The sequence below is a fragment of the Allobosea sp. 01N443 genome, assembly GCF_056399325.1.
Window position 1 is genome coordinate 15,709 of the sequence record NZ_JBFTRC010000053.1, and the last position, 21,181, is coordinate 36,889.

Below are 21,181 nucleotides of genomic sequence, written 5' to 3' on the forward strand. Positions count from 1 at the left end.
CTTAGCCGAGCTTTTCATTTTTTGGGCTGGCTGCTCCCGCTTTCATCATCGGAGCGGCCAGCGCGCGGGAGTGTCGAAACATAACGCTCTAGCTCTGCCTGAGAGACAAGCGTGCGTCGACCGGCCTTTATCACCTGCAATTGGTGCTGAGCGATAAGCTGATAGATGCGCGTCTTGCCCAAGCCCAAGTAATCCTGGGTCTGGTCGATACTGAGTAGCCTTTTAAATTGCATAGCTACGTCACCTGAGGTTATGCCTGTGAACTTGCTGACGTTCGCACGAAACCTGCTCCCCAGCAATAATGTACTTGTTTTGTTCGCTATCGCTATTTTCCACCCGCCCTCAGACGCGTAGCTCGCTAGGCGCGATGGAGGCGATGGATTTGGCCGACGCCCCGAAGAGCATCGACGTGGTCCGCCCACCATTGGGCCATGCGGACCCGCTCGTCCCAATATTGGCCGCGCGCATAGGCGCGTCGGCTCTTGTCCACTTCCTCATGCGCGAGCGCGCGCTCGACGGCATCGGCTGACCAGAGCCCGCTTTCGTTTAGGAGTGTGGAGGCCGACGCTCGAAAACCGTGCGCCGTGTGCTCGTCCTTCGAGTAACCCAACCGCCGCAGGGCAGCATTCAATGTGTTCTCCGACATCGCCCTATCGACCGATCGGATCGACGGAAACACAAAGATGCCGTTGCCCGATATCCGGCGCGCCTCAGTTAGGACAGCCAGGGCTTGTGTAGGAAGGGGAATGACATGAGGGCGCCTCATCTTCATTCGCCCCGCTGGAACCGTCCAAACTGCCCGGGTAAAATCGAACTCCGACCACTCAGCGAGCCTCAACTCACCCGGACGAGGAAACAGGAGCGCCATGAGCTGAAGGGCGTATGTCGTCAGGCGCGAACCTTCATAACCATCGACCGCCCGCAGTAGAGCACCGAATGACTTGTTCTCGGTCAGGGCAGCCTGGCTCTTGACTATGGGCGGCGTGAGCGCGCTTCGCAGCGCAAAGGTCGGATCATCCTTCGCGCGCTGTGTCGCGATGGCATAACGGAAAACTTGGCCGATGATCGAGCGCAGCCGTCGAGCCGTCTCTAGCCGCCCACGTGCTTCGACCTTGCGCAGGACCGACAGCACCTCGGCGGCGCTGATTTCTGCAATTGGGCGCTTCCCGATGTCGGGCGCCGCAAGGCTTATGTGCCATGCAAACTTCTCGACAGTCGTCTGCGCCTTGCCGCTCGCTTTCTTCTGCTGCTCCAGCTCGGTAGCGACCACCGCAAAGGTTGTTTCGCGGTTGGCTTTGCCAGTCAGCTTCTCCAGGCGCTTGATGGCGCCAGGGTCTTTACCTTCGCGGAGAAGCGTCTTTGCCTCCTCCCGCTTGGCGCGGGCCGAGCGCAGATCCACAGCCGGATAGGGGCCGATCGCGAGCTTCTTCTGTTTCCCATCGAAACGATATGCGAGGCGCCAGAGCTTTGCGCCACGCGGCTCTATCCACAACTGCAAGCCGCCACCATCCGAGAGCTTCACGGTGCTCTCGCGGGGTTTGGCGCTTCTGATAGCTACATCCGTCAGTGGCATTTGTTGGCCCGAGAAATCCGGCCTGTTGGCCTATGCGCTCCAGAGGGCCAACAATTTTCGCGACTGTCAACGCATGAGGACGCACGCCGACGAACGCAAAGCCAAGCAATCATGGGTGTTTTAAGAGAGCATCGCACGCCAGCGTACGCTGGCGAACGGCGATGTGGTGCCCCTGGCCGGGATCGAACCAGCACTCCTTGCGGAACTCGATTTTGAGTCGAGCGCGTCTACCAATTCCGCCACAGGGGCCCAAGCATGAGGCCGCCGGTCCTTCGACCGCGGTACATGCCCTCAACGGGCCGGCGGACTATAGCGATGGCGCGCGCGCGGTCAACGGATCGTGAGCAGGCATTGTGCAGAGCTGTGAATGATGGACAGCCTGACGCCATCGGGGCTAGACAGCCTCGATAGCGAAGCCAGCCCGGTGGGTAGGCAACGCTCGCCGGAAGATGGTCTTTGCTCGCTCAGGCGCGCGGAACGGCTATCGCCCGCTCCTGAGGACTGAACAGCCGCATGTCGGCCCTCATCGGGCGGCGCGCACCGGTGCATGAGCATGTTTCGACGCCTCTATGAATGGACCATGGCGCTCGCCGCCAGCCCGCGCGCACCCTATGCGCTGGGTGCCGTCTCCTTCGCGGAAAGTTCCTTCTTCCCGATTCCGCCCGACGTGATGCTGGTGCCGATGGCGCTCGCCAGGCCCCAGAAAGCCTGGTTCTATGCCGGGATCTGCACAGTGACCTCGGTGCTCGGGGGACTGCTCGGTTACGCGATCGGTGCGTTGCTTTATGATTCGCTCGGTCAGTGGATCATCAAGCTCTACGGCCATGGCGACGGGGTCGAGGCCTTTCGGGCGGCCTATGCGCAGTATGGTGCCTGGATCATCCTGCTGAAGGGGCTGACGCCGATTCCCTACAAGCTGGTGACGATCACATCGGGCTTTGCCGGATACGATCTGCTCTGGTTTGTCGTGCTCTCGATCATCACGCGCGGGGCCCGGTTCTATCTTCTGGCCGGGTTGCTCAATCGGTTCGGCGGCCCGATCCGGCGCATTCTCGACGAGCATTTCACCACGGCGATGATCGTCCTGGTCGTTGGGATCGTGGGCGGCTTCTTCGCCTTCAAACATCTGTTCCCGGCGGTATGATGCAATGCCCGGCAGCGATTCCCGGCTCGACATGCTGATGCGCCCGATGCGGTTGATCCTGCTCCTCGGTCTCGGTTCGACGGCCCTGATCGCCGGAGCATGGTGGTCGCAGCTCGTCTGGCATCTCGTGCCCTGCAAGCTCTGCCTCGAGCAGCGCATTCCGCATTACGCCGCCATGGCGCTTGCCGTCGCGGCGCTGGTGGTCGCTCGTTCGCGTGCCTTGCAAATGGCGGTGCTCGCGGGCTTCGCCGTGCTGATGCTCTGGAGCGCCGGGCTCGGCGCCTATCATTCCGGTGTGGAATGGGGCTGGTTCCTCGGGCCGAATGATTGCGGCGGCGGTGCCCCGGCGGCTGCCGCAGGCGTCCAGGATTTCATGAAGCAGCTTCAGACCACGCGTGTGGTGTCCTGTGGCGAAGCAGCGTGGCGGTTTCTCGGATTGTCCCTGGCGGGCTGGAATGCTCTGGCTTCGCTGGGGCTTGCCGCCCTGGCCCTGCTGGGCCTGATCAAGGCCTCGAAACAAGGCGGATAATCCGCACCGAGCATCTCAGGGTTCGAGTTCGGAATCCCAGTAGAGATAGTCGAGCCAGCTTTCGTGCAGGTAGTTCGGCGGGAAGAGCTTGCCGTTGCGGTGCAGGTCGTTGACCGTCGGCGCGAAGGGCCTTTGCAGAGGCAACATGCCGACGACGGTCGGCATCTTGTCGCCCTTGCGCAGATTGCAGGGCGAGCAGGCCGCGACCACATTGTCCCAGGTCGTCAGGCCGCCCTTCGAGCGCGGCACGACATGGTCGAAGGTGAGTTCGTCGCGCGTGCCGCAGTACTGGCAGGAGAAGCGGTCGCGCAGGAAGACGTTGAAGCGGGTGAAGGCGGGGGTGCGGGACGGCTTGATATAGGTCTTCAGCGAGACGACCGACGGGAGCTTCWTGTTGAAGCTCGGGCTGTGCACGATCGTGTCGTATTCCGAGACGATGTTCACCCGGTCCATGAAGACTGCCTTGATGGCGTCCTGCCAGCTCCAGAGCGAGAGAGGGTAGTAGCTCAGCGGCCGAAAATCGGCATTGAGCACCAGAGCCGGACAGCCATCCGGAGAGGCCATCGGATGCATCACATGCGCCGTCAAACCCGTCGCACCTCCGCTGATCGAAGCAGGACGAATCCTGCTCACAGCTCAATGTACRCGCGAGACGACAGGAATGTGAAGATGCCGCAGTGCGAAGTTGATGTGCGTCATAGTGGCCGGCCTTGAGCCGGCCGACGCCATCCATTCCGAATTCTGGGGCGATACCCGGCTTAATGCCCGGGTCGGGATGCCGGTCAGCGGGTAGGGACCGGCTTTTCCCCGCGATAATCGTAGAAACCGCGCTTGGTCTTGCGGCCGAGCCAGCCGGCTTCGACATATTTTACCAGCAGCGGGCAGGGGCGATATTTCGAATCCGCCAAGCCATCATGGAGCACCTGCATCACGGAGAGGCAGGTATCGAGGCCGATAAAGTCGGCAAGCTGGAGCGGACCCATCGGATGATTGGCGCCGAGCTTCATGGCGGTGTCGATCGCCTCGACCGAGCCGACGCCCTCATAGAGCGTATAGACCGCCTCGTTGATCATCGGCAGCAGGATGCGGTTGACGATGAAGGCCGGGAAATCCTCCGAGACCGTCACCGTCTTGTGCAGCTTGCTGATGAAGCTGCGGGCCGCCTCGAAGGTATGGTCGTCGGTGGCGATGCCGCGAATCAGCTCGACGAGCTGCATCAGCGGCACGGGGTTCATGAAATGGATGCCGATGAAGCGCTCCGGCCGGTCGGTCGCCGCGGCAAGCCGGGTGATCGAGATCGACGAGGTGTTGGACGCAAGCATCGTCTCCGGCTTGATATGCGGGCAGACGGCTGTGAAGATCTTGCGCTTGACCTCCTCGCTTTCGGTCGCGGCCTCGATGATCAGGTCGCAGTCGCCAAGCCCTTCCAGGGTCGGCGTCGCGACGATCTTGGCCATGGCTTCGCGCCGTAGCGAGTCATCCATGGCGCCTTTGCTGACCTGACGCGCCATATTGCCGTCGATCGTCGCCAGAGCGGCCTTGATGCGGTCCTCGGCGAGGTCGTGCAGCCGGATGTCGAAGCCAGCGACGGCCGCGACATGGGCAATGCCGTTGCCCATCTGCCCCGCGCCAATGATGCCGATCGTCTTGATCGCCTGGTCCGACATGTCCTGATCCATCTTTCGTCTGATCGCCTTCATCGTGAAAGCGACGCGGGCCGCCCAGAGCAAGCGGCCCGGATATCACATTCGTGCCGCTGGCGTCAGCGGCCGATCGGTCAGCGCCCGATCTTGGCGAGTTCGGCCGCAAGCTCGGGCATGATGGTGAAGAGGTCACCGACGAGGCCGTAATCGGCGATCTGGAAGATCGGGGCTTCCTCGTCCTTGTTGATGGCGACGATGACCTTCGAATCCTTCATGCCGGCGAGATGCTGGATCGCGCCCGAGATGCCGACGGCGATATAGAGGTCGGGCGCCACGACCTTGCCGGTCTGGCCGACCTGCCAGTCATTCGGGGCATAGCCGGCATCCACCGCGGCGCGCGAGGCGCCCATGGCGGCTCCGAGCTTGTCGGCGACGGGTTCGATCACCTTGCCGAAATTCTCGGCCGAGGCGAGCGCGCGGCCGCCCGAGATGATGATCTTGGCCGACGCGAGCTCCGGACGATCGGACTTGGCGACTTCCTCGCCCTTGAAGCTCGAGGTGCCGGCGTGCTCGGCAGCGGCAACCGCTTCGATCGGCGCGGTCGCGCTGCCGTCGCCGGTCGCCGCGAAGGACGCGCCGCGCACGGTGAGCACCTTCTTGGCCTCGCTGCTCTGCACGGTCTGGATCGCGTTGCCGGCATAGATCGGACGTTCGAAGGTGTCGGGCGAGACGACCTTGGTGATTTCCGAGATCTGCATCACATCGAGCAGGGCAGCGACGCGCGGCATCACATTCTTGCCGGTCGTGGTGCCCGGCGCGACGATCGCGTCGTAGGGGCCGGCCAGCGAGACGATGAGGGCAGACAGCGGTTCGGCAAGCCGGTGCTCGTAGGCAGCATCGTCGGCCAGCAGCACTTTCTCGACGCCGTCGAGCTTGGCTGCGGCCTCGGCAACCGCCTTGCAGCCCGTGCCGGCGACCAGGATATGCACAGGCGCGCCGAGCGCCTTGGCGGCGGTCAGGGCCTTGCGGGTGGCCTCGTTGAGGCTCTTGTTGTCGTGCTTGGCGAGAAGCAGCGTCGTCATGATTCAGATAACTCCTGCTTCATTCTTCAGCTTGGAAACCAGCTCGGCGACCGAGCCGACCTTGACGCCGGCCGATCGGCTTGGCGGTTCGGTGGTCTTCAGGACCTTGAGGCGCGGCGCGATGTCGACGCCGAGCGCTTCGGCGGTGGTCTCATCAAGCGGCTTCTTCTTGGCCTTCATGATGTTGGGCAGCGAGGCGTAGCGCGGCTCGTTCAGTCGCAGATCGGTGGTCACGATCGCCGGCAGCTTGAGCCCCACGGTCTGCAGGCCGCCATCGACCTCGCGGGTGACATCGACCGAGCCATCGCCGATCATCACCTTGGAGGCGAAGGTGCCCTGCGGCCAGCCGAGCAGGGCGGCCAGCATCTGGCCGGTCTGGTTGCAGTCGTCGTCGATCGCCTGCTTGCCGAGAATGACGAGCTGAGGGCTTTCCTGCTCGACGATCTTCTTCAGGAGCTTGGCGACGGCGAGCGGCTCGATCGTGCCCTCGGCCTTCACCAGGATGCCGCGATCGGCACCCATGGCGAGACCCGTGCGGATGGTTTCCGCGGCCTGCGCCGGGCCGATCGAGACGACGATGACCTCGGTCGCCTTGCCGGCTTCCTTCAGCCGCAACGCTTCCTCGACGGCGATCTCATCGAACGGATTCATCGACATCTTGACATTGGCAAGCTCGACGCCGGAGCCGTCCGCCTTCACGCGGATCTTCACATTGTAGTCGACAACCCGCTTGACGGGCACAAGGATCTTCATCGTCGCTTCACCGTTCGGGAGAGATACGATCGAGGCCGCGCCGCGCGACGCGGCAGGATGACGGCATCGTGGCTCTCGGCTGGAATGCCGGGGGACCGTAGCGATGGCTGTTTAGGCTTGTCAACGCCGCCAAAGTCGCGGGCGTCACCCTCTTGCAGCGCGCCCGAACAGCCCAACGCCGCGATGGATGAAGATCGGGGTCAGCGCCGCGCCGGTCGCAAGCCCGCCCAGATGCGCCCACCAGCCGACATTGCCCTGTGGGTCGACGAAGGCTGACATGAACTGGAAGAGGATCCAGGCGCCGAGCGCGTACATCGCCGGGACGTGCAGCGGGATCCATTTGAAGGCGAGGCCCCAGATCCGGACCTGCGGATAGAGCATCAGATAGGAGGCGATAACGCCCGAGATCGCGCCCGATGCGCCGATCAGCGGCTGCTCCGACCCAGGATTCATGACGGCATGCGCCAGCGACCCGGCCAGGCCGCAAAGAAAGAAGAAGGCCAGAAAGCGGAAATGGCCCATCGCGTCCTCGACATTGTCGCCGAAGACCCAGAGGAACAGCATGTTGCCGACGAGATGGGCGAAGCTCGCATGCAGCAGCACATTGCTGAACAGCGTCAGCCAGGCCGGAGCCTGCATGATCTCGATGGGCAGTTGCGCGGTGCCGAAGAAGACGGAGGGGATCAGGCCGAAGCCGGCCATGACGGCGATCTCTCCCGGCGGTTCGTGCAGGATCCAGATCGCGAGATGGATGCCGATGCAGGCACTGATCAGGGCATAGGTCACATAGGGCGCGCGCATGAAGCGCAGCGGAACGCCGTCATGCAGCGGTACGAACATGTCCGGCTCTAGCGGTTCTGCCCGGGAACCCAGAGCACATCGCCCCCGGCCCTGGCATTGAGGAAACGGGAGGCAACGAAGAGGAAGTCCGAAAGCCGGTTGATGTATTTCAGCGCCGGCGCGGAGACGCGCTCCCCCTCGGTCTGGGCGAGCTCGACCATCAGGCGTTCGGCCCTCCGGCTGACCGTGCGGGCGAGGTGAAGATAGGCGGCTGCCGGTGTTCCGCCGGGCAGGACGAAGGAGCGCAACGGGGCGAGCGCCGCGTTCAGCTGATCGATTTCCGCTTCGAGGCGGTCGACCTGGGCCTGGACGATGCGCAGCGGCTCATAGGCGAGCGTCTCGCCGGTGTCGGGCGTCGAGAGATCGGCTCCGAGGTCGAAAAGATCGTTGGCGATCCGTCCGAGCATGGCATCGACCTCGCCATCCTCGGTTGCTGCATGCAGCCGTGCCAGTCCGACGCAGGCATTGGTCTCGTCGACGGTGCCATAGGCTGCGACGCGCAAGTCGTATTTCGGCCGGCGTGGGCCGGTTGCGAGCCCGGTCGTGCCGTTATCCCCAGTGCGCGTATAGATGCGATTCAGCTTGACCATGACGCGTTATAGCGCGTCGCGTCCGCAACGAAAGGCTTGGAGCACCACAGCCTCCACCCTGCCGAGATGCTTTCGATCATCGGACCGAAACTCTTATCCGGTCAGGCGATCCAACTTTCTGTGTCCGCGTCAGCATTCCCGAAAGCCGCAATCCGCTCTTCGGGCCGATGCTCCAGCGAAGGGTCAGAAGGTGTAGCCGAGCTTGGCGCCGAAATTGGCCGGGCCGCGTGGCTTGTCCTTGTCGGAGCAGCCGGTGGTGCCGAATTGTTCGAGCGTCGCGATCAGACTCCAGCGATCGCTGAGGCGAACACCGAGCGCCGCAGCACCGCGCGTGCCGGTATCGCAGCCGACGACGAGTCGGTTCTCCGGGACGACCGCACCGGTCTTGCCGTCATTGACGGCGGCGCCGAAGCTGGCTTCGACGAAGACATTCTTCGAGAGATCGACGGTCCAGGTCGCGCCCGCATAGGCATAGCGCGTGCCATTGAAATTGATGCTGGAGCCAAGATGGAAGCGCGGCACGAAGGCCGAGGCGATGCGGTCATTAAGCGGGATGACGCGCGGCGTCACCACCTCGCCATTGAAGTTCAGCAGTCCGCTTTCGCGGCCGCTCGGATTCGCCGGTGCAATGCCGAGGCGCGCTTCCCAGGACGGAACGGGGGTTTCGGTTGCGGGGGCGTAGCTGGAAACTCCGGAAGGCAAGGCCTGCGACTGCGACTGGGCAGGCGAGGCAGCCAGGAAGCCGGCAAGGATCAGCAACGCGACGCGCGGCATGGGCTACAGGTTCTTTTTATCGTTTGAACGGACGTTAGTGAAACGCATAGACTCGTGTCCAGAATGCGGCAAGCGCGGTTGGGACCCCTGGAGGGTTATGCAGAATATCTGATTTATCAAAAGCTTACGCACCGTCAGTCAGAGCTGTCGCGTCCGCTGAAAAGTGAGACGGGCTCAGCCTCCGCGCCACCAGAGCACGCCGATGATCACCAGAATCGCGACGAATTGCAGCACCACGCGCAGTCGCATCAGGTTCTGCGATGTGTTGGCGCTACCGCCGCGCAGCATGTTGGCGAGACCCAGCAGCAGCACCAGGGCGACGGCGCCGACTGCGATGGGGACGAGCGATCCGGAAATGGTCATGCGCGAGATTTAGAGTGCCGCCGCGCGCTTGACCAGTGGAAGCGCCACTGAGACCGGCGGCGCCCTCAGCGATAACGCCGCTGCACGATCAGGTGGGCCGCCACGGTCAGCAGGAGCGTCGCCGTCATCAGGATGAAGGAAATCGCACCGCCGAAGGGCCAGTTGTTCTGTTGCGCGAATTGGCCATAGACGAGTGGCCCCATCGTCTGGAACTTCGGGCCTCCGAGCAGAACTGGGGTCGCATAGGCATTCATCGCCAGGATGAAGGTCAGGATCGTGCCAGCGAGAATCCCCGGGAGTGCCAGTGGCCAGAGGACGCGGCGGAACATCGCGACGGGGCCGGCGCCCAGGCTGAACGCTGCCTCCTCGACATTGCGGTTGATACCTTCGATGACGCTCTGCAGGGTCAGCACCATGAAGGGCAGGTTGACCGCGACGATGCCGATGATCACGGCCGTCTCGGTGAACATGATCTCGATCGGCTGATTGATCAGGCCGAGCCCCATCAGGGAGGCGTTGAGCGCGCCTTTGTTGCCAAAAGCGGTCATCCAGCCGGCGGCACGAACCGCGTTGCCGACGAACAGGGGGAGCACGACGGCCATGATCAGCAGGTTCTTGAACCGGCTTTCGGTGCGCGCCAGCACATAGGCCAGGGGGAAGCCCATGATCAGGCAAGCGATGGTGCAGATTACCGCGACGCGCACGGTGCGCATGAGCACGTTGAGATAATAGGTGTCGGTGAAGAACTTGACGTAGTTCTCGATGGTCAGTCMGTCGACCATGAACTGGCCCGGAATGAACTGGTTCAGCGAATAGCGGAACAGGATCGCGACCGGGCCGATCAGCCCGATCGCGACGAAGATGGTCGCCGGCACGACGAGCGCCCCGGCAAGTCCGGTGCGGCCGCCCGCAACAGCTTCGGGGGCAGTCGTGCTCATGGCCGCATCACGCCTTGAAGACCTTGTCCCACCACTCCTTCATCGCCGAATCGTTCTTGGCGAGGAAGCCGTAGTCGAGATCCTTGAGGCGCTTTTCCTCTTCGGGCGTGAAGCCGATGCGCTTCTGCAGGGCGGCCGCGACATTGAGACCGGTCACAGTGCCGTTATAGCCCATATCGACTGCGAAGGCCTCCTGAGGCGCCTTCTCGAGCATGGCGTTCATATAGGCGTAGGCATTCTCCTTGTTCGGAGCATTCTTCGGGATGACGAAACCGGAGACATAGGCCGGGATGCCTTCAACCGGGGAAACCGCCTCGCAGGGAATGCCGGCATCCTGCCACTGGACGACGCGCGCTTTCCAGATCGCGCTGATGCCAACCTCCTCGTTCTTCATGGCCTGGGCGAAGGCCTCGTTCGTCGGGTAGACGCGCGCGCCCGTCTTCTTGACGGCGAGCAGAACCTCCTTCGCCTTGTCGAGGTCGTTCATGCTGGCGCCGTTCGTTGCGGCCATCGAGGCGGCGACCATGATCGACTGATACTGAATGTCGATGAAGCCGATCTTGTTGCCCCATTTCGGGTCGAGCCAATCCTTGAAACCGGTCGGCGCGGGGCTGATCAGCTTGGGATTGTAGATGACGACGTTGCCGGAATAGATGTGCCCGATGCCATAGGGGTACTTCATCGTCGGCAGCAGGTTCTTGGCGTTCGGGATCTTGGAGAAGTCGAGCTGCTCCACGACGCCGGCCTCGTTCATCTCGTACATGTTGGCGGCCGAGAGCCCGTGGATGTCGACCGTGCCGCGCGGCAGGCGACGCTCGGCGACCATCTTGGCGCGGCGTGGGGCGTCGCCGGCCTGGTCCTGCAGGACCTCGATGCCCTTGGGCTTGAGGATCGGGTCCTCGATGTTCTTGGTGAGGAGGCGGGCATAGTCGCCGCCCCAGGTTCCGACCACGACCTTGCCGCCTGACTGGGCCAAGGCCGGACCGCCCAGCGCCGCGGCGCTTGCTCCCGCCGCGAGACCTTGCAGGACATGGCGCCTGTTGATCGAGTTCATATGAGTTCTCCCCTGTTGGACGCCTGTCGAGCTAGAGACCGTGATCGAGCCATGTTCGGACGGAGAGCCGCAATGCGCCTTTCCCGATCATGGCCTTACGGCTCGCGCGGATAGACGAGCCCGGCGTCTTCGGCCCAGCCTATCGTGATAGTGTCGCCCGGCTTCGGCTCGATGCTGCCTTGGCGGTTCGGGAGCTGCAGCAGCATCCGGTCGTGCTCGGAGAGACGGACATCGATATCGAGCAGCGCGCCGAGATAGGAGACGTGCTCGACACGGGCCTCGAAGCGATTGACGCACGCTCCGGCCTCGGCTGCCACCGAGATGCGCTCTGGTCGAAGCGCGAGTGTCGCCGCTCCCGTGCCACTCGCCGCGCCGACAGTGATGTCGAGCCCGCCGAGGCTGCGGAAGCGGCCAGGCGTTGTGGTTTCCCCGTCGAGGAAGGCGCTGCGGCCAATGAAGCCCGCGACGAAGCGGTCCGCCGGCTTCTCGTAGAGTTCGCGCTGGTTGCCGATCTGCCGGACCTTGCCCTTCTCCATCACCACCAGCCGGTCAGCCATGGTGAGCGCCTCCTCCTGGTCGTGAGTGACCATGATCGTGGTGAGGCCGAGCTTGCGCTGCAGGTCGCGGATCTCGACCCGGACCTCCTGCCGGAGTTTCGCGTCGAGATTGGAGAGAGGCTCGTCGAGCAGCAGCACGTCGGGTTGCATCGCAAGCGCGCGGGCGAGCGCCACTCGCTGCTGCTGCCCCCCCGAGAGCTGGCGCGGGTAACGCTCGTCGAAGCCTGAAAGCTGCACGAGACGGAGCGCCTCCGCGACGCGCGGGGCGCGGTCGGCGGGAGGGACCTTGCGCATCTCGAGGCTGAAGGCGACGTTCTCGGCGACGGTCAGATGGGGGAACAATGCGTAGCTCTGGAAGACCAGGCCGCAATTGCGCTTCCAGGGCGGCAGCACGGTGACGTCGCGCTCGCCGATGGTGATCGTGCCGGCGCTCGGCGGCACAAAACCGGCGACCATGCGCAAGGTCGTGGTCTTGCCGCAGCCGGACGGACCGAGCAGGACCAGGAACTCGCCATCGGCGATGTCGATGGTGACGTCGTCGACGGCGTTGAAGTCGCCATAGACCTTCTGGAGATGGGTGAGCGAGAGCCGTGCCATGGGTCAGACCACCCGGCTCAGCTTGACGTAACGGTCGGTGATGATCATCGCGGTGCCGATCAGAACGATCTGGATGACGGAGGCGGCAGCAACCGTCGGATCGATCTTCCATTCGAGATATTGCAGGATCGCGATCGGCAGGGTCGTGCGGCCCGGTCCGACGAGGAACAGGCTCATTTCGAGATTGCCGAAAGAGGTGACGAAGCCGAACAGGCCGGCTGCCACGATACCCGGCCGGATGCTTGGCAAGGTGACGCGCCAGAAGGTCTTCCAGGGACCGGCGCCCAAATTCTGAGCAGCTTCCTCGATGGTGCGGTCGAAGCCGGCAAGGCTTGCCGTGACCAGCCTGACGACCCAGGGCACGACCACGAGCGTATGGGCCGCGATGAGGCCGCMCGCCGAGCCCAGGACCGGCCAGCCGGTCGCGATCTCGGTTTCGATCTGGAAGACATAGAGTGCGGTGCCGAGCACGATGCCCGGCATCACCAGCGGCAGCAGCAACAGGGTATTCACCAGCGGGCCTAGAGGGATGCGGTGGCGGACGAGCGCTAGGCTCGCCGGGACCCCGAGCGCCAGTCCGATCAAGGTCGCCAGCACGCCGACCTGCAGGCTGAGAATGAAGCCGTCGACAAAGGCCTTCTGCCCGGGAACGGCCGCAAACCATTTCAGGGAGTAGCCTTCGGGCGGGAAGGACGGAATCTCCTGCCGGAAGAAGGCGAGCCAGATCACGAAGACCAGCGGCAGCAGGATGAAGCCTAACGACAGGCCGGCAGCGCCATTCAGCGCGATTCGGCCGAAGCTTGGGCGCTGGGCGGCGCTCAAGCGGCGAATCCAGCCCGGCCATCGGCCAGCCGCGATGACCACGCCGGGCGTGTTGTGTTGTGGTCGCTCTGCGATTGCCGCCGGCTCGTCACTGCCATGCCCTCCGCCCTTCGATCCGCTCCGACAGCAGGCTGCGGCTCAACTTACAAACAATCAAGCCGGTTTTTGTCGACCCATTGTCGCCGCCCGATTCTCACTGCAGGCGGTTCTTGTGGAAGTTCCCGCCCTTCATGATCGCCGACAGAGCCGCGCCCTGGTTCTGGAAGAGGCCGAGGTCTTTCAACGGGTCACCATCGACCAGGATGATGTCGGCAAAGGCGCCTGCACGCAGCGTGCCAAGCTTGCCCTCCATCCGTAGCAGATGGGCGCCGACGGTCGTCGCGGAGCGAATGATCTCGATCGGCGAGAGAACCTCGCTGCGCAGCAGGAACTCGCGGGATTGATCGACCTGGAGCTGGCCGAGCAGATCGCTGCCATAGGCGACGGGAACCCCGGCGCGCTTGCAGATCTCGAGCGAACGCAGGCCGCCATCGATGACCAGATCGTTCTTGGCCAGCATATCCCCCGTCATGCCGAACTCGGCCGCACGCTCCTTCATCGCGTAATAGGCGACGAGATTGGCGGTGAGCACCATATTGTTCTCCGCCATCAGTTTGGCGGAGGCCTCGTCGATCAGATTGCCGTGCTCGATGGCACGAACGCCACATTGCGCGGCACGGGTGATCGCTTCAGGCGTGTAGGCATGGGCGCAGACATAGCGGCCAAATGCCTTGGCCTCCTCGACGGCCGCCTTCACCTCGTCGACGCTGAACTGCATCGAATCCAGCGGATCATAGGGCGACGCGACTCCGCCCGACATCATGATCTTGATGTGGTCGGCACCGAGCCGCATCTGCTCGCGCACGGACTTCTTCACCGCGGAAACGCCGTCGGAGACGTTCATCGTATAGGCCATGGCGTTGCAGCAATGGCAGCGGGCGCCGAAATCCGTGCGCCGGCGCGGGTCGCTGTGGCCTCCGGTCGGGCCGATCGCCTGGCCGGCGATGAACAGGCGCGGAGCCGGGATATCGCCCTTTTCGACGGCTTCCTTGATGCCCCAATCGGCGCCGCCGGTGTCGCGCACCGAGGTGAAGCCGCGATCGATCATGCCCTTCATCAGCCGGACGGAGCGGGCCGTCATCAGGGTCAGCGGCATGCTTTCCATGGCGCGGATATAGACTTCCGAGAGGAAGACATGGACATGGCTGTCGATCAGGCCGGGCATCAGGGTACGCTCGCCACAATCGATCACATCAGCCTTGGCCGTCTTGATCGGCTTGTCGGAGACCTCGCGGATCGTATCGCCTTCGACCAGCAATTCGTAGCCGCGGCGCAATTCGCCATGGTCGGGCTCGAGCATGGCGAAATTCTTGAACAGCAGCTGCGCCATCGAGAACGATCTCCCATGAAGAGGCGCCGTTGCGGCGCCGTCATTCTCCCCGGCTGATATATTGCGAAGTTTCCGCAGCCTTGTCAGCCCATTTTCTCAAGCGAATTCGGGCGGTCTTCACAGCCGTGGAGCACGGCCCGTGCGAGGCTCAGCTGACCGCCGCGCTGTTCTGGGCCAGCGCCCGGCCGCGGATCGGCATCGAGAGATCGTCGGCAAGCGCGCGGTTGATGGCGGGCAGGCCGTCGAGCAGGCTCGGGACGAAGGCCTGAGACGGCGGCATGCGCTTGGGCAGGGCGTGAAGGGCGGCAGCCATGATCGCCGGATCGCGCGTAGCCTGACCATCCTGAAGCGGATCGTGCAGCATGGTGGCGAGCTTAAGGCTGTCGGCGCGTTCGGCGCGGATGCTCTGCTCCCGCCGTGGCCGGACGCGCGGCACGATCAGCGCCGGCTTGTCGAAGGAGAGGATCTCGCAAAAGGTGTTGTAGCCGCCCATGGCGACCACGCAGTGAGCGCGATTCATCAGGAGTTCGAGGCGCGGCTCGAAACCGAGGCCTTCGAGCTTCGGGATGCGAGCGATCCGCTCGGCGAAATCCTTGCGCTTCTCGCGCGACATGAACGGGCCGAACACGATCAGCGCCGGCAGCTCGATCGTCGGGTCGGATTCGTAGGCCGAAATCACCCAGTCGGTCAGGCCCATGCCGTCCCCGCCGCCGCCGGGGGTGACCAGGATGAAAGGGCCCTTGGTGATCTTCGGGTGACGGGTCGGCGGCATCGGGCTTGGCACGGCGCGCTTGAGATAGCCGGTATAGCGGATCTTGTCGGCGAAGAGATGCTGGTCGGGCAGGCCCTGAAGCGGCTGATAGACGCTTTCCAGCCCATAGACGAAGATATCGTCATAGACCGAACCCAGTGCCTCGAGCGCGCCGCTATGTCGCCACTCCTCGAGGACCTTGCTCGGCTCGTCGAGCACGTCGCGCAGACCGAGCACGATGCGGGCACCGCGCCGGCGCAGGATCTCGAGTGAAGACAAGAGTTCGCCGCGCAAGCCCACGGGCTCCTTGTCGACGATCACGACGTCCGGATCGAAGGACAGCACGGTCTGTCTGATCAGGTCGGCGCGCAGGCGCAGCGTGTCGCCGAGATCGAGATTGAGATGATGCGGGGCGTAGCCCCCGTCATCCTGTTTCTCGACGCCGGGAACGCGGACATAGTCGACGCCGTCGCCGAACTGGAAGCTCGAGATCATCGACGAGCCCGAGACGATGATCACTGATATATGAGAATAGCTGGCGACCAGGGAATTGGCGATCGCGCGGCAGCGGCGGATATGGCCGAGCCCGAAGGTGTCGTGGCTGTAGATCAGCACCCTCGGGGCCTGAGGGCTGCGCGGCGCGCGGTCGGCACCGCCGATGTCGATGACGTTATACGGCATAGACGGCTCGCCCTCCGCGAAACGGCCAAACGACCTCGAGCGAGGGCGAACGCACCTAGAATTGTTCGGATTCGGATATAGCGCCACACGCGCGTCCATCCAAGTCCGGCTTGGCCAGGTGGCGGACGCTCACCCAGCGTCGCAGCTTCACTCTAGGCAGTGTTCGAGCCTGAAAACAACTGTCGAAGGCCGACCAACTCCACGGCGGGGTGATGGACCATTGAGCCGAGCAAGGCATCGAGAACGGCCCAGGCCCCGTCATCATGGTCGCGGTGATGCAGCAACAGGCCAAGTGGGCTGTTGCCTATTCCAGCCTCACGTCTTCGTGTGAGTTCCGTGACGATCTCCTCGGCAATGGCGGGGGCCGGGCGACCAATGCGCCCGCCATGCCAGTCGATGATGTCGATCTGGGTGTTGACGACGGAAAACCCGCGGGGAGCCGCGAAGCCGAAATGGCGGAAGCAGGAGAGCCCGCTGAAGCCGAGCTCCGGCAAGCCTGCCGCGATATCCCTGTCGATCCGGTTCCACGGGGGGACGAAGACCGGCAGCAGGGTCGGGCCAAACAGATCCATAAGCCGGCGTCGCCCAGCCGCGATCTCTGCGCCAATGATGTCCCGAGACCGGTGGCTTCCGAACTCCGACTTCTTCTCGCCCTGGGGGGCGTGATTGCGGTGCCAGGTGCCATGCTGGCAGGGCATTAGGAGCGGGGCGCTCCGCAAGCGCTCGCAGAGAGCGGGTTGCGCCAGGAAGGGGATGACCGCGAGTAGCACGGGCGCATCGAAATGTTCGGCCAGGGCTGCCAGCCTGTCGAGCTGCGGGCTTGGCKCGATCGCGTCGTCATCGCGAAGCCAGAGCTGAAGGCGCCGGCCCTGCGTGCTCCAGCGGTCGAGTTCGGCGAGAAGCGGAGCCCAGAGCGGGGTGCTCATGGCCCGGTCGATTCCGCGYGCGCGACCCGATATGCGGCGCGAGCCGCCTGCGCCAATGCGAGGCCGTGCGAGATGATCTCGCTCGTCCGGTCGAGCGTCCGTTCCCGCAAGACGAAGTTTCGCGCGGCGCGACCCATATCTTCGCGCCGGTTCGTGTTCTCGATGAGCTCCGCCAACGCTGTTGCCAAAGCCGCGAGGTCGCCATCCTGCACCAGGATCGCGGTCTCTCCATTTCGGACGGTGGCTGCGACGCCGCCACTGTCGAAGGCGACGACCGGGAGACCCGCAGCCTGGGCTTCGAGATAGACCAGGCCATAGGCTTCGCCGATGCCGGGCCACACAAATATGTCATGCTCCGCCAGCGCCGCGCCGACGGCAGGGCGATCCAGCGCACCGCGCCATTCGATGCGCTCGCGCGGGAGGGGCGCGAAGGCCACTTCGACCTGATCGCGCACGGGTCCATCGCCAATGATGGTGAGCGTCCAGGGACGATCGATCAGGCGGGCGAGGCTGGCGGCAAGCGCTTGATAGCTTTCGAGCTTAACGCCTGGACGCATCATCGCGACGGTGATCAGGCGCGTGGCTGCGGCACCGGATCGGCGGTGGGGAGTGGAGGGCTCCAACGCGATGAAGGGGGGYAGCTCGAGGAATTGCGTGCGGTCCGAGGAGCGGGCCTCGACGCCACCACGATCACGCTCGGTGAAGCAAAAATGCAGATCGGCAGCGCGGAAGCCGCGCCTTGCGAGTGCGACATGCCGGGCCCATTCCCCTTCGGAGCGCCGGCCGGAATCGCTTGCCTCGGCGACGACATAGGGAATGTCGAGCCGCTTCGTGATCTCGGGCCCCAGGAGGTCGGGGGCCTTGTAATAGCTGTGATAGGTGAACCAGAGCCCCGGCCGGTTGCCATTGGTCTCCCAGGCGGCCAGCAAGGCATCGCGCCGGCCGGCCGCCTCGGCGAGGCGCTGATCCAGGAGCGCGGGCTCCGCGCTGCGCATATAGGAGCGCGCATCCGCGATCGGGGCGACGGCATGGCCGAGCCGTGTCATCGCCTCGACGAGCTGGTGCGCCATGCGCCGGTCACCGGAAATCCTGCCGTCCTCATACGCATTGAGCGGCGTGTGAAATGCGATCCGCACAGGATGTCAGGTCCGCGAGCAGGAGGTGGCGGCGCGCTCAGCGGTAGGGATCGGCCGCATCGCGCAAGCCGTCGCCAAGGAAGTTGAAGGCCAGGATGATCAGGATCACCGGAACGACCGGATAGAGCAACCAGGGATAGAGCGCCACAACATTGACGTTCTGCGCCTCGTTCAGCATCACGCCCCAGCTGGTGATCGGTGGCCTGAGTCCAAGTCCGAGGAAGCTGAGCGCCGTCTCGCCCAGGATCGTTTTCGGCACGGTGATGGTGGCCGAGGCGATGAGATGGCTCATGAAGCCCGGCACGAGGTGCAGGCCGATGATCCGCGCAGGCTTGGCGCCCATCAGCTGGGCGGCGACGACATAGTCTTCCTCGCGCAGCGAGAGCAGTTTCGAGCGGACCGCGCGGGCAAGACCGGTCCAGTCCATCAGGCCGAGAATCATCGTGATGCCGAAATAGACGAGCAGCGGGCTCCAGGATGGCGGCATGATCGAGGCCAGCGCGAGCCAGAGCGGGATATGCGGCAGGGACTGCACGATTTCGATCACGCGCTGGATGAAGAGATCGATCTTGCCGCCGTAATAGCCGGCGATACCGCCGATGATGACGCCGAGGATGAAGCTGACACCGACCCCGAGCAGGCCGATGCTGAGCGAGATGCGGCCGCCATAGATGATGCGCGAGAGCATGTCGCGCCCGAGCCGATCGGTGCCGAGGAGAAACAGCGTGCCGTCCTTGGGAGGGCAGACGAGGTGAAGGTTGCCCGGTACCAGGCGCCAGAAATCGTAGTCGTCGCCCCGGCAGAAGAAGCGGATCAGCTGCGGCCGGCTGCGGTCGACATCGTATTCGCGCTTCAGGTTCTCCATGTTGAGGCGCTGCGTATAGGGATAGACGAAGGGGCCGAGGAAGCGACCTTCGTGGAAGAGATGCACCTCCTGCCGCGGGGCGCGGATGAATTCGGTATTGCGGGTGGTGTAATGGTAGGGCGCCAGGAACTCGGCGAATATCACCGTCAGATACATGAGGATGATGAAGACGCCGGAGATCACCGCGAGCCGATGCTTGCGGAATTTCCACCACATCAACTGCCATTGTGACGCGAGATAGACGCGCTCCTGCTCAGGCGTCATGCGTTCGACGGCGTAGGGTTCGAACGGCGCGGTCGAGGCCGTATGCAGCAGCGGCGCGCCGTCTGGCGGGAGAGCGGGCTTCACTTGGTGGCCGCTCCCTGGAGGCGGATGCGCGGATCGAGGATCGCCAGCGCGATGTCCGAGATCAGCACCCCGATCACGGTGAGGAACGAGAGGAACATCAGGAAGGAACCAGCGAGGTACATGTCCTGCGCCTGCAGGGCGCGGATCAGCAGCGGACCGGTCGTCTGAAGCGAGAGCACGATCGCGACGATCTCCGCGCCGGAGACGATCGAGGGCAGAATGTCGCCGATATCGGAAATGAAGAAATTCAGCGACATGCGCAGCGGATATTTGCGCAACGCCTTGCCGGGCGGCAGCCCCTTCGCGCGGGCGGTGACGTAGTACTGCTTCTGGAGTTCGTCGAGCAGGTTGGCGCGCACGGCGCGGATCATGCCGGCGGTGCCGCCGGCGCCGATGATGATGACGGGAATCCAGAGATGCTCCAGCACCGAGCGGAGCTTTGCCCAGCTCATCGGCTGGTTGAGATATTGTGGATCGACGAGCCCCCCGATCGAGGTGCCGAACCAGACATTGGCGAAATACATGAAGACCAGCGCCAGCAGGAAATGCGGCACGGCAAGCCCGATCAGCCCGAGGAATGTGAGGCCGTAGTCACCCCAGCTGTATTGATGGGTGGCGGAATAGATGCCGATCGGGAAGGCGACGACCCAGGTGAAGATGATGGTGACGAAGGAGACGATCATCGTCAGCAGCAATCGATCCCCGACGATCTCGCTTACCGGGCGCTGATATTCGAAGGAATAGCCCATGTCGCCGCGCATGAGCCCGGTGACCCAGTGGAAATAGCGCTCGATCGGCGGCTTGTCGAAGCCATACTCCGTCTTCAGGAACTCGATGCGGCTGAGGTCGGCCTTTTCGCCCTGGGCCTGCATCTCGGCGGCAAGCGTCTCGAAATAGTCGCCCTCGGGCAGGTTGATGACGGTGAAGATCAACGCGCTGGTTACCAGCAGCGTCGGTATCATCAGCAGGATGCGCTTGAGGATGTATTTCAGCAGCATCGGTCAGCTCTTCACCTGAGCATCGTCGAACCAGAAGGTATCGGGCAGGTAGCGGCCGAAAAAGGCACCCGGCTCGAAGCTGTAAAGGCCCTTTTCGGGAACATTGCGCAGATTGCGCGAGACCACGACCGGCTGGAGCGTGCCATTGACCACGCCGATGGTGAAGAGCTGCTCGGCATTGATCCTCAGCATCGCGCGCCAGATCGTTCTGCGCTCGTCATGGGTCACGCTTACGCGCCAGGCCTGGTAGAGCCTGACCAGTTCCTGCGCTTCGGCCAGGTCAGGCTCTTCGCCTTCGCGGCCGCCGCTTTCCAGGAACTGGCCCCAACGCGGCCAGTTGAACTGCATCGACGACGTTGGGGCGAGCGCATCGGGTTCCATCTCGGCCGCGACCAGCGCGTTATCCATGCCCGCCCAGGCCGACATCACGGTCTGGCCGGCCAGGATGCGGCGGCGAAAGACGTCGCGCTGGGTCGAGCGGGGATAGATCTTGATCCCGACCTCCTGCAGATCCTGTTTGATCAGGTCGAGGATGTCCGTCTCTTCGGTGCTCTCGCCGGCGGTTTCCACGGTAAATTCGAGGCGCTGGCCATTGGGAAGGAGCCGTATGCCGTCCGGGGCACGTTTGGTCAGCCCGATCTCGTCGAGCAGGCGGTTGGCCAGCGCCCGGTCAGCCTGCATCCACATATTGGCGTTGGCGGCGTCATAAAGTGGGCTCTCGGGCAGCGCCGTATTGCCGCTTTCCTTGGCAAGGCCAAAGAAGATCACCTGGTTGATGTCCTTGCGAT

The 21,181-nt window shown here is 63.8% G+C and carries 23 protein-coding genes and 1 tRNA gene; 2 read left to right on the top strand and 22 right to left on the bottom strand.

All coding sequences use genetic code 11. The features are described from left to right. Positions 1-14: 14 nt before the first annotated feature. From AC1DRP_RS15365 to AC1DRP_RS15375, 3 genes are all read right to left on the bottom strand, one after another. Positions 15-425: a helix-turn-helix domain-containing protein gene (locus tag AC1DRP_RS15365; protein ID WP_476768898.1), complete on the bottom strand. Its 411-nt coding sequence runs from the start codon at positions 423-425 to the stop codon at positions 15-17. Next, positions 359-1,573: a tyrosine-type recombinase/integrase gene (locus AC1DRP_RS15370; protein WP_476768899.1), complete on the bottom strand. Its 1,215-nt coding sequence runs from the start codon at positions 1,571-1,573 to the stop codon at positions 359-361. Before AC1DRP_RS15370 ends, AC1DRP_RS15365 begins: the two co-directional genes overlap by 67 nt. A 164-nt stretch (positions 1,574-1,737) precedes the next feature. Next, positions 1,738-1,822 (bottom strand) — tRNA-Leu (locus AC1DRP_RS15375). A 304-nt stretch (positions 1,823-2,126) separates the two neighbouring features. Between AC1DRP_RS15375 and AC1DRP_RS15380 the strand changes: the two genes are divergently transcribed. Both AC1DRP_RS15380 and AC1DRP_RS15385 read left to right on the top strand, forming a co-directional pair. Further along, positions 2,127-2,717: a YqaA family protein gene (locus AC1DRP_RS15380; RefSeq protein WP_441505702.1), complete on the top strand. Its 591-nt coding sequence runs from the start codon at positions 2,127-2,129 to the stop codon at positions 2,715-2,717. Positions 2,718-2,721: 4 nt separating this feature from the next. Further along, the gene (locus tag AC1DRP_RS15385) at positions 2,722-3,246 is read left to right on the top strand and encodes a disulfide bond formation protein B (protein ID WP_441505701.1); all 525 of its coding nucleotides are present in this window, start codon (positions 2,722-2,724) and stop codon (positions 3,244-3,246) included. Positions 3,247-3,261: 15 nt separating this feature from the next. On the opposite strand, the gene AC1DRP_RS15390 is transcribed toward AC1DRP_RS15385, so the two are convergent. From AC1DRP_RS15390 to AC1DRP_RS15480, 19 genes are all read right to left on the bottom strand, one after another. Then, on the bottom strand, positions 3,262-3,819 hold the full coding sequence (locus AC1DRP_RS15390; RefSeq protein ID WP_476768900.1) for an HNH endonuclease: 558 nt from the start codon (positions 3,817-3,819) through the stop codon (positions 3,262-3,264). A gap of 209 nt (positions 3,820-4,028) precedes the next feature. Next, the gene (locus AC1DRP_RS15395) at positions 4,029-4,913 is read right to left on the bottom strand and encodes a 3-hydroxybutyryl-CoA dehydrogenase (protein WP_441505700.1); all 885 of its coding nucleotides are present in this window, start codon (positions 4,911-4,913) and stop codon (positions 4,029-4,031) included. Between the two features lie 110 nt (positions 4,914-5,023). Next, entirely contained in the window at positions 5,024-5,971 is a 948-nt protein-coding gene (locus AC1DRP_RS15400) for an electron transfer flavoprotein subunit alpha/FixB family protein (RefSeq protein ID WP_476768901.1), read from the bottom strand. A 3-nt stretch (positions 5,972-5,974) separates the two neighbouring features. Then, the gene (locus AC1DRP_RS15405) at positions 5,975-6,724 is read right to left on the bottom strand and encodes an electron transfer flavoprotein subunit beta/FixA family protein (RefSeq protein WP_476768902.1); all 750 of its coding nucleotides are present in this window, start codon (positions 6,722-6,724) and stop codon (positions 5,975-5,977) included. A gap of 144 nt (positions 6,725-6,868) precedes the next feature. Continuing rightward, the gene (locus AC1DRP_RS15410; RefSeq protein ID WP_441505697.1) at positions 6,869-7,564 is read right to left on the bottom strand and encodes a rhomboid family intramembrane serine protease; all 696 of its coding nucleotides are present in this window, start codon (positions 7,562-7,564) and stop codon (positions 6,869-6,871) included. 8 nt (positions 7,565-7,572) lie between these two features. Continuing rightward, a complete protein-coding gene (locus tag AC1DRP_RS15415) occupies positions 7,573-8,154 on the bottom strand; it encodes a cob(I)yrinic acid a,c-diamide adenosyltransferase (protein ID WP_441505696.1) in 582 nt (193 codons plus the stop codon). 183 nt (positions 8,155-8,337) lie between these two features. Next, positions 8,338-8,928 (bottom strand): acyloxyacyl hydrolase, encoded by a 591-nt coding sequence (locus AC1DRP_RS15420; protein WP_441505695.1) that lies wholly within the window; start codon positions 8,926-8,928, stop codon positions 8,338-8,340. Positions 8,929-9,102: 174 nt separating this feature from the next. Continuing rightward, a complete protein-coding gene (locus tag AC1DRP_RS15425) occupies positions 9,103-9,291 on the bottom strand; it encodes a twin transmembrane helix small protein (RefSeq protein ID WP_043233987.1) in 189 nt (62 codons plus the stop codon). Positions 9,292-9,356: 65 nt separating this feature from the next. Further along, entirely contained in the window at positions 9,357-10,229 is an 873-nt protein-coding gene (locus AC1DRP_RS15430) for an ABC transporter permease (protein ID WP_476768903.1), read from the bottom strand. A gap of 7 nt (positions 10,230-10,236) precedes the next feature. Then, the gene (locus AC1DRP_RS15435; RefSeq protein ID WP_441505693.1) at positions 10,237-11,283 is read right to left on the bottom strand and encodes an ABC transporter substrate-binding protein; all 1,047 of its coding nucleotides are present in this window, start codon (positions 11,281-11,283) and stop codon (positions 10,237-10,239) included. A 95-nt stretch (positions 11,284-11,378) separates the two neighbouring features. Then, positions 11,379-12,437, bottom strand: coding sequence for an ABC transporter ATP-binding protein (locus AC1DRP_RS15440; RefSeq protein WP_441493193.1), 1,059 nt, complete (start codon positions 12,435-12,437; stop codon positions 11,379-11,381). 3 nt (positions 12,438-12,440) lie between these two features. Next, positions 12,441-13,259 carry an ABC transporter permease gene (locus AC1DRP_RS15445; protein WP_476768904.1) on the bottom strand — a complete coding sequence of 273 codons (819 nt, stop codon included), beginning with the start codon at positions 13,257-13,259 and terminating at the stop codon, positions 12,441-12,443. Between the two features lie 193 nt (positions 13,260-13,452). Further along, positions 13,453-14,688 (bottom strand): metal-dependent hydrolase family protein, encoded by a 1,236-nt coding sequence (locus tag AC1DRP_RS15450; RefSeq protein ID WP_441505692.1) that lies wholly within the window; start codon positions 14,686-14,688, stop codon positions 13,453-13,455. Positions 14,689-14,836: 148 nt separating this feature from the next. Beyond that, on the bottom strand, positions 14,837-16,219 hold the full coding sequence (locus AC1DRP_RS15455) for a glycosyltransferase family protein (protein WP_476768905.1): 1,383 nt from the start codon (positions 16,217-16,219) through the stop codon (positions 14,837-14,839). 53 nt (positions 16,220-16,272) lie between these two features. Next, a complete protein-coding gene (locus AC1DRP_RS15460) occupies positions 16,273-17,046 on the bottom strand; it encodes a polysaccharide deacetylase family protein (RefSeq protein WP_476768906.1) in 774 nt (257 codons plus the stop codon). Further along, positions 17,043-18,116 carry a glycosyltransferase family 4 protein gene (locus AC1DRP_RS15465; protein ID WP_476768907.1) on the bottom strand — a complete coding sequence of 358 codons (1,074 nt, stop codon included), beginning with the start codon at positions 18,114-18,116 and terminating at the stop codon, positions 17,043-17,045. The genes AC1DRP_RS15460 and AC1DRP_RS15465 overlap by 4 nt, the downstream gene beginning before the upstream one ends. 103 nt (positions 18,117-18,219) lie before the next feature. Next, positions 18,220-19,395 carry an ABC transporter permease gene (locus tag AC1DRP_RS15470; protein WP_441505688.1) on the bottom strand — a complete coding sequence of 392 codons (1,176 nt, stop codon included), beginning with the start codon at positions 19,393-19,395 and terminating at the stop codon, positions 18,220-18,222. Beyond that, positions 19,392-20,390: an ABC transporter permease gene (locus AC1DRP_RS15475; RefSeq protein WP_441493232.1), complete on the bottom strand. Its 999-nt coding sequence runs from the start codon at positions 20,388-20,390 to the stop codon at positions 19,392-19,394. Before AC1DRP_RS15475 ends, AC1DRP_RS15470 begins: the two co-directional genes overlap by 4 nt. 6 nt (positions 20,391-20,396) lie before the next feature. Continuing rightward, positions 20,397-21,181 (bottom strand): ABC transporter substrate-binding protein (locus AC1DRP_RS15480; protein ID WP_476768908.1); only part of this gene is annotated, 785 nt, incomplete at its 5' end.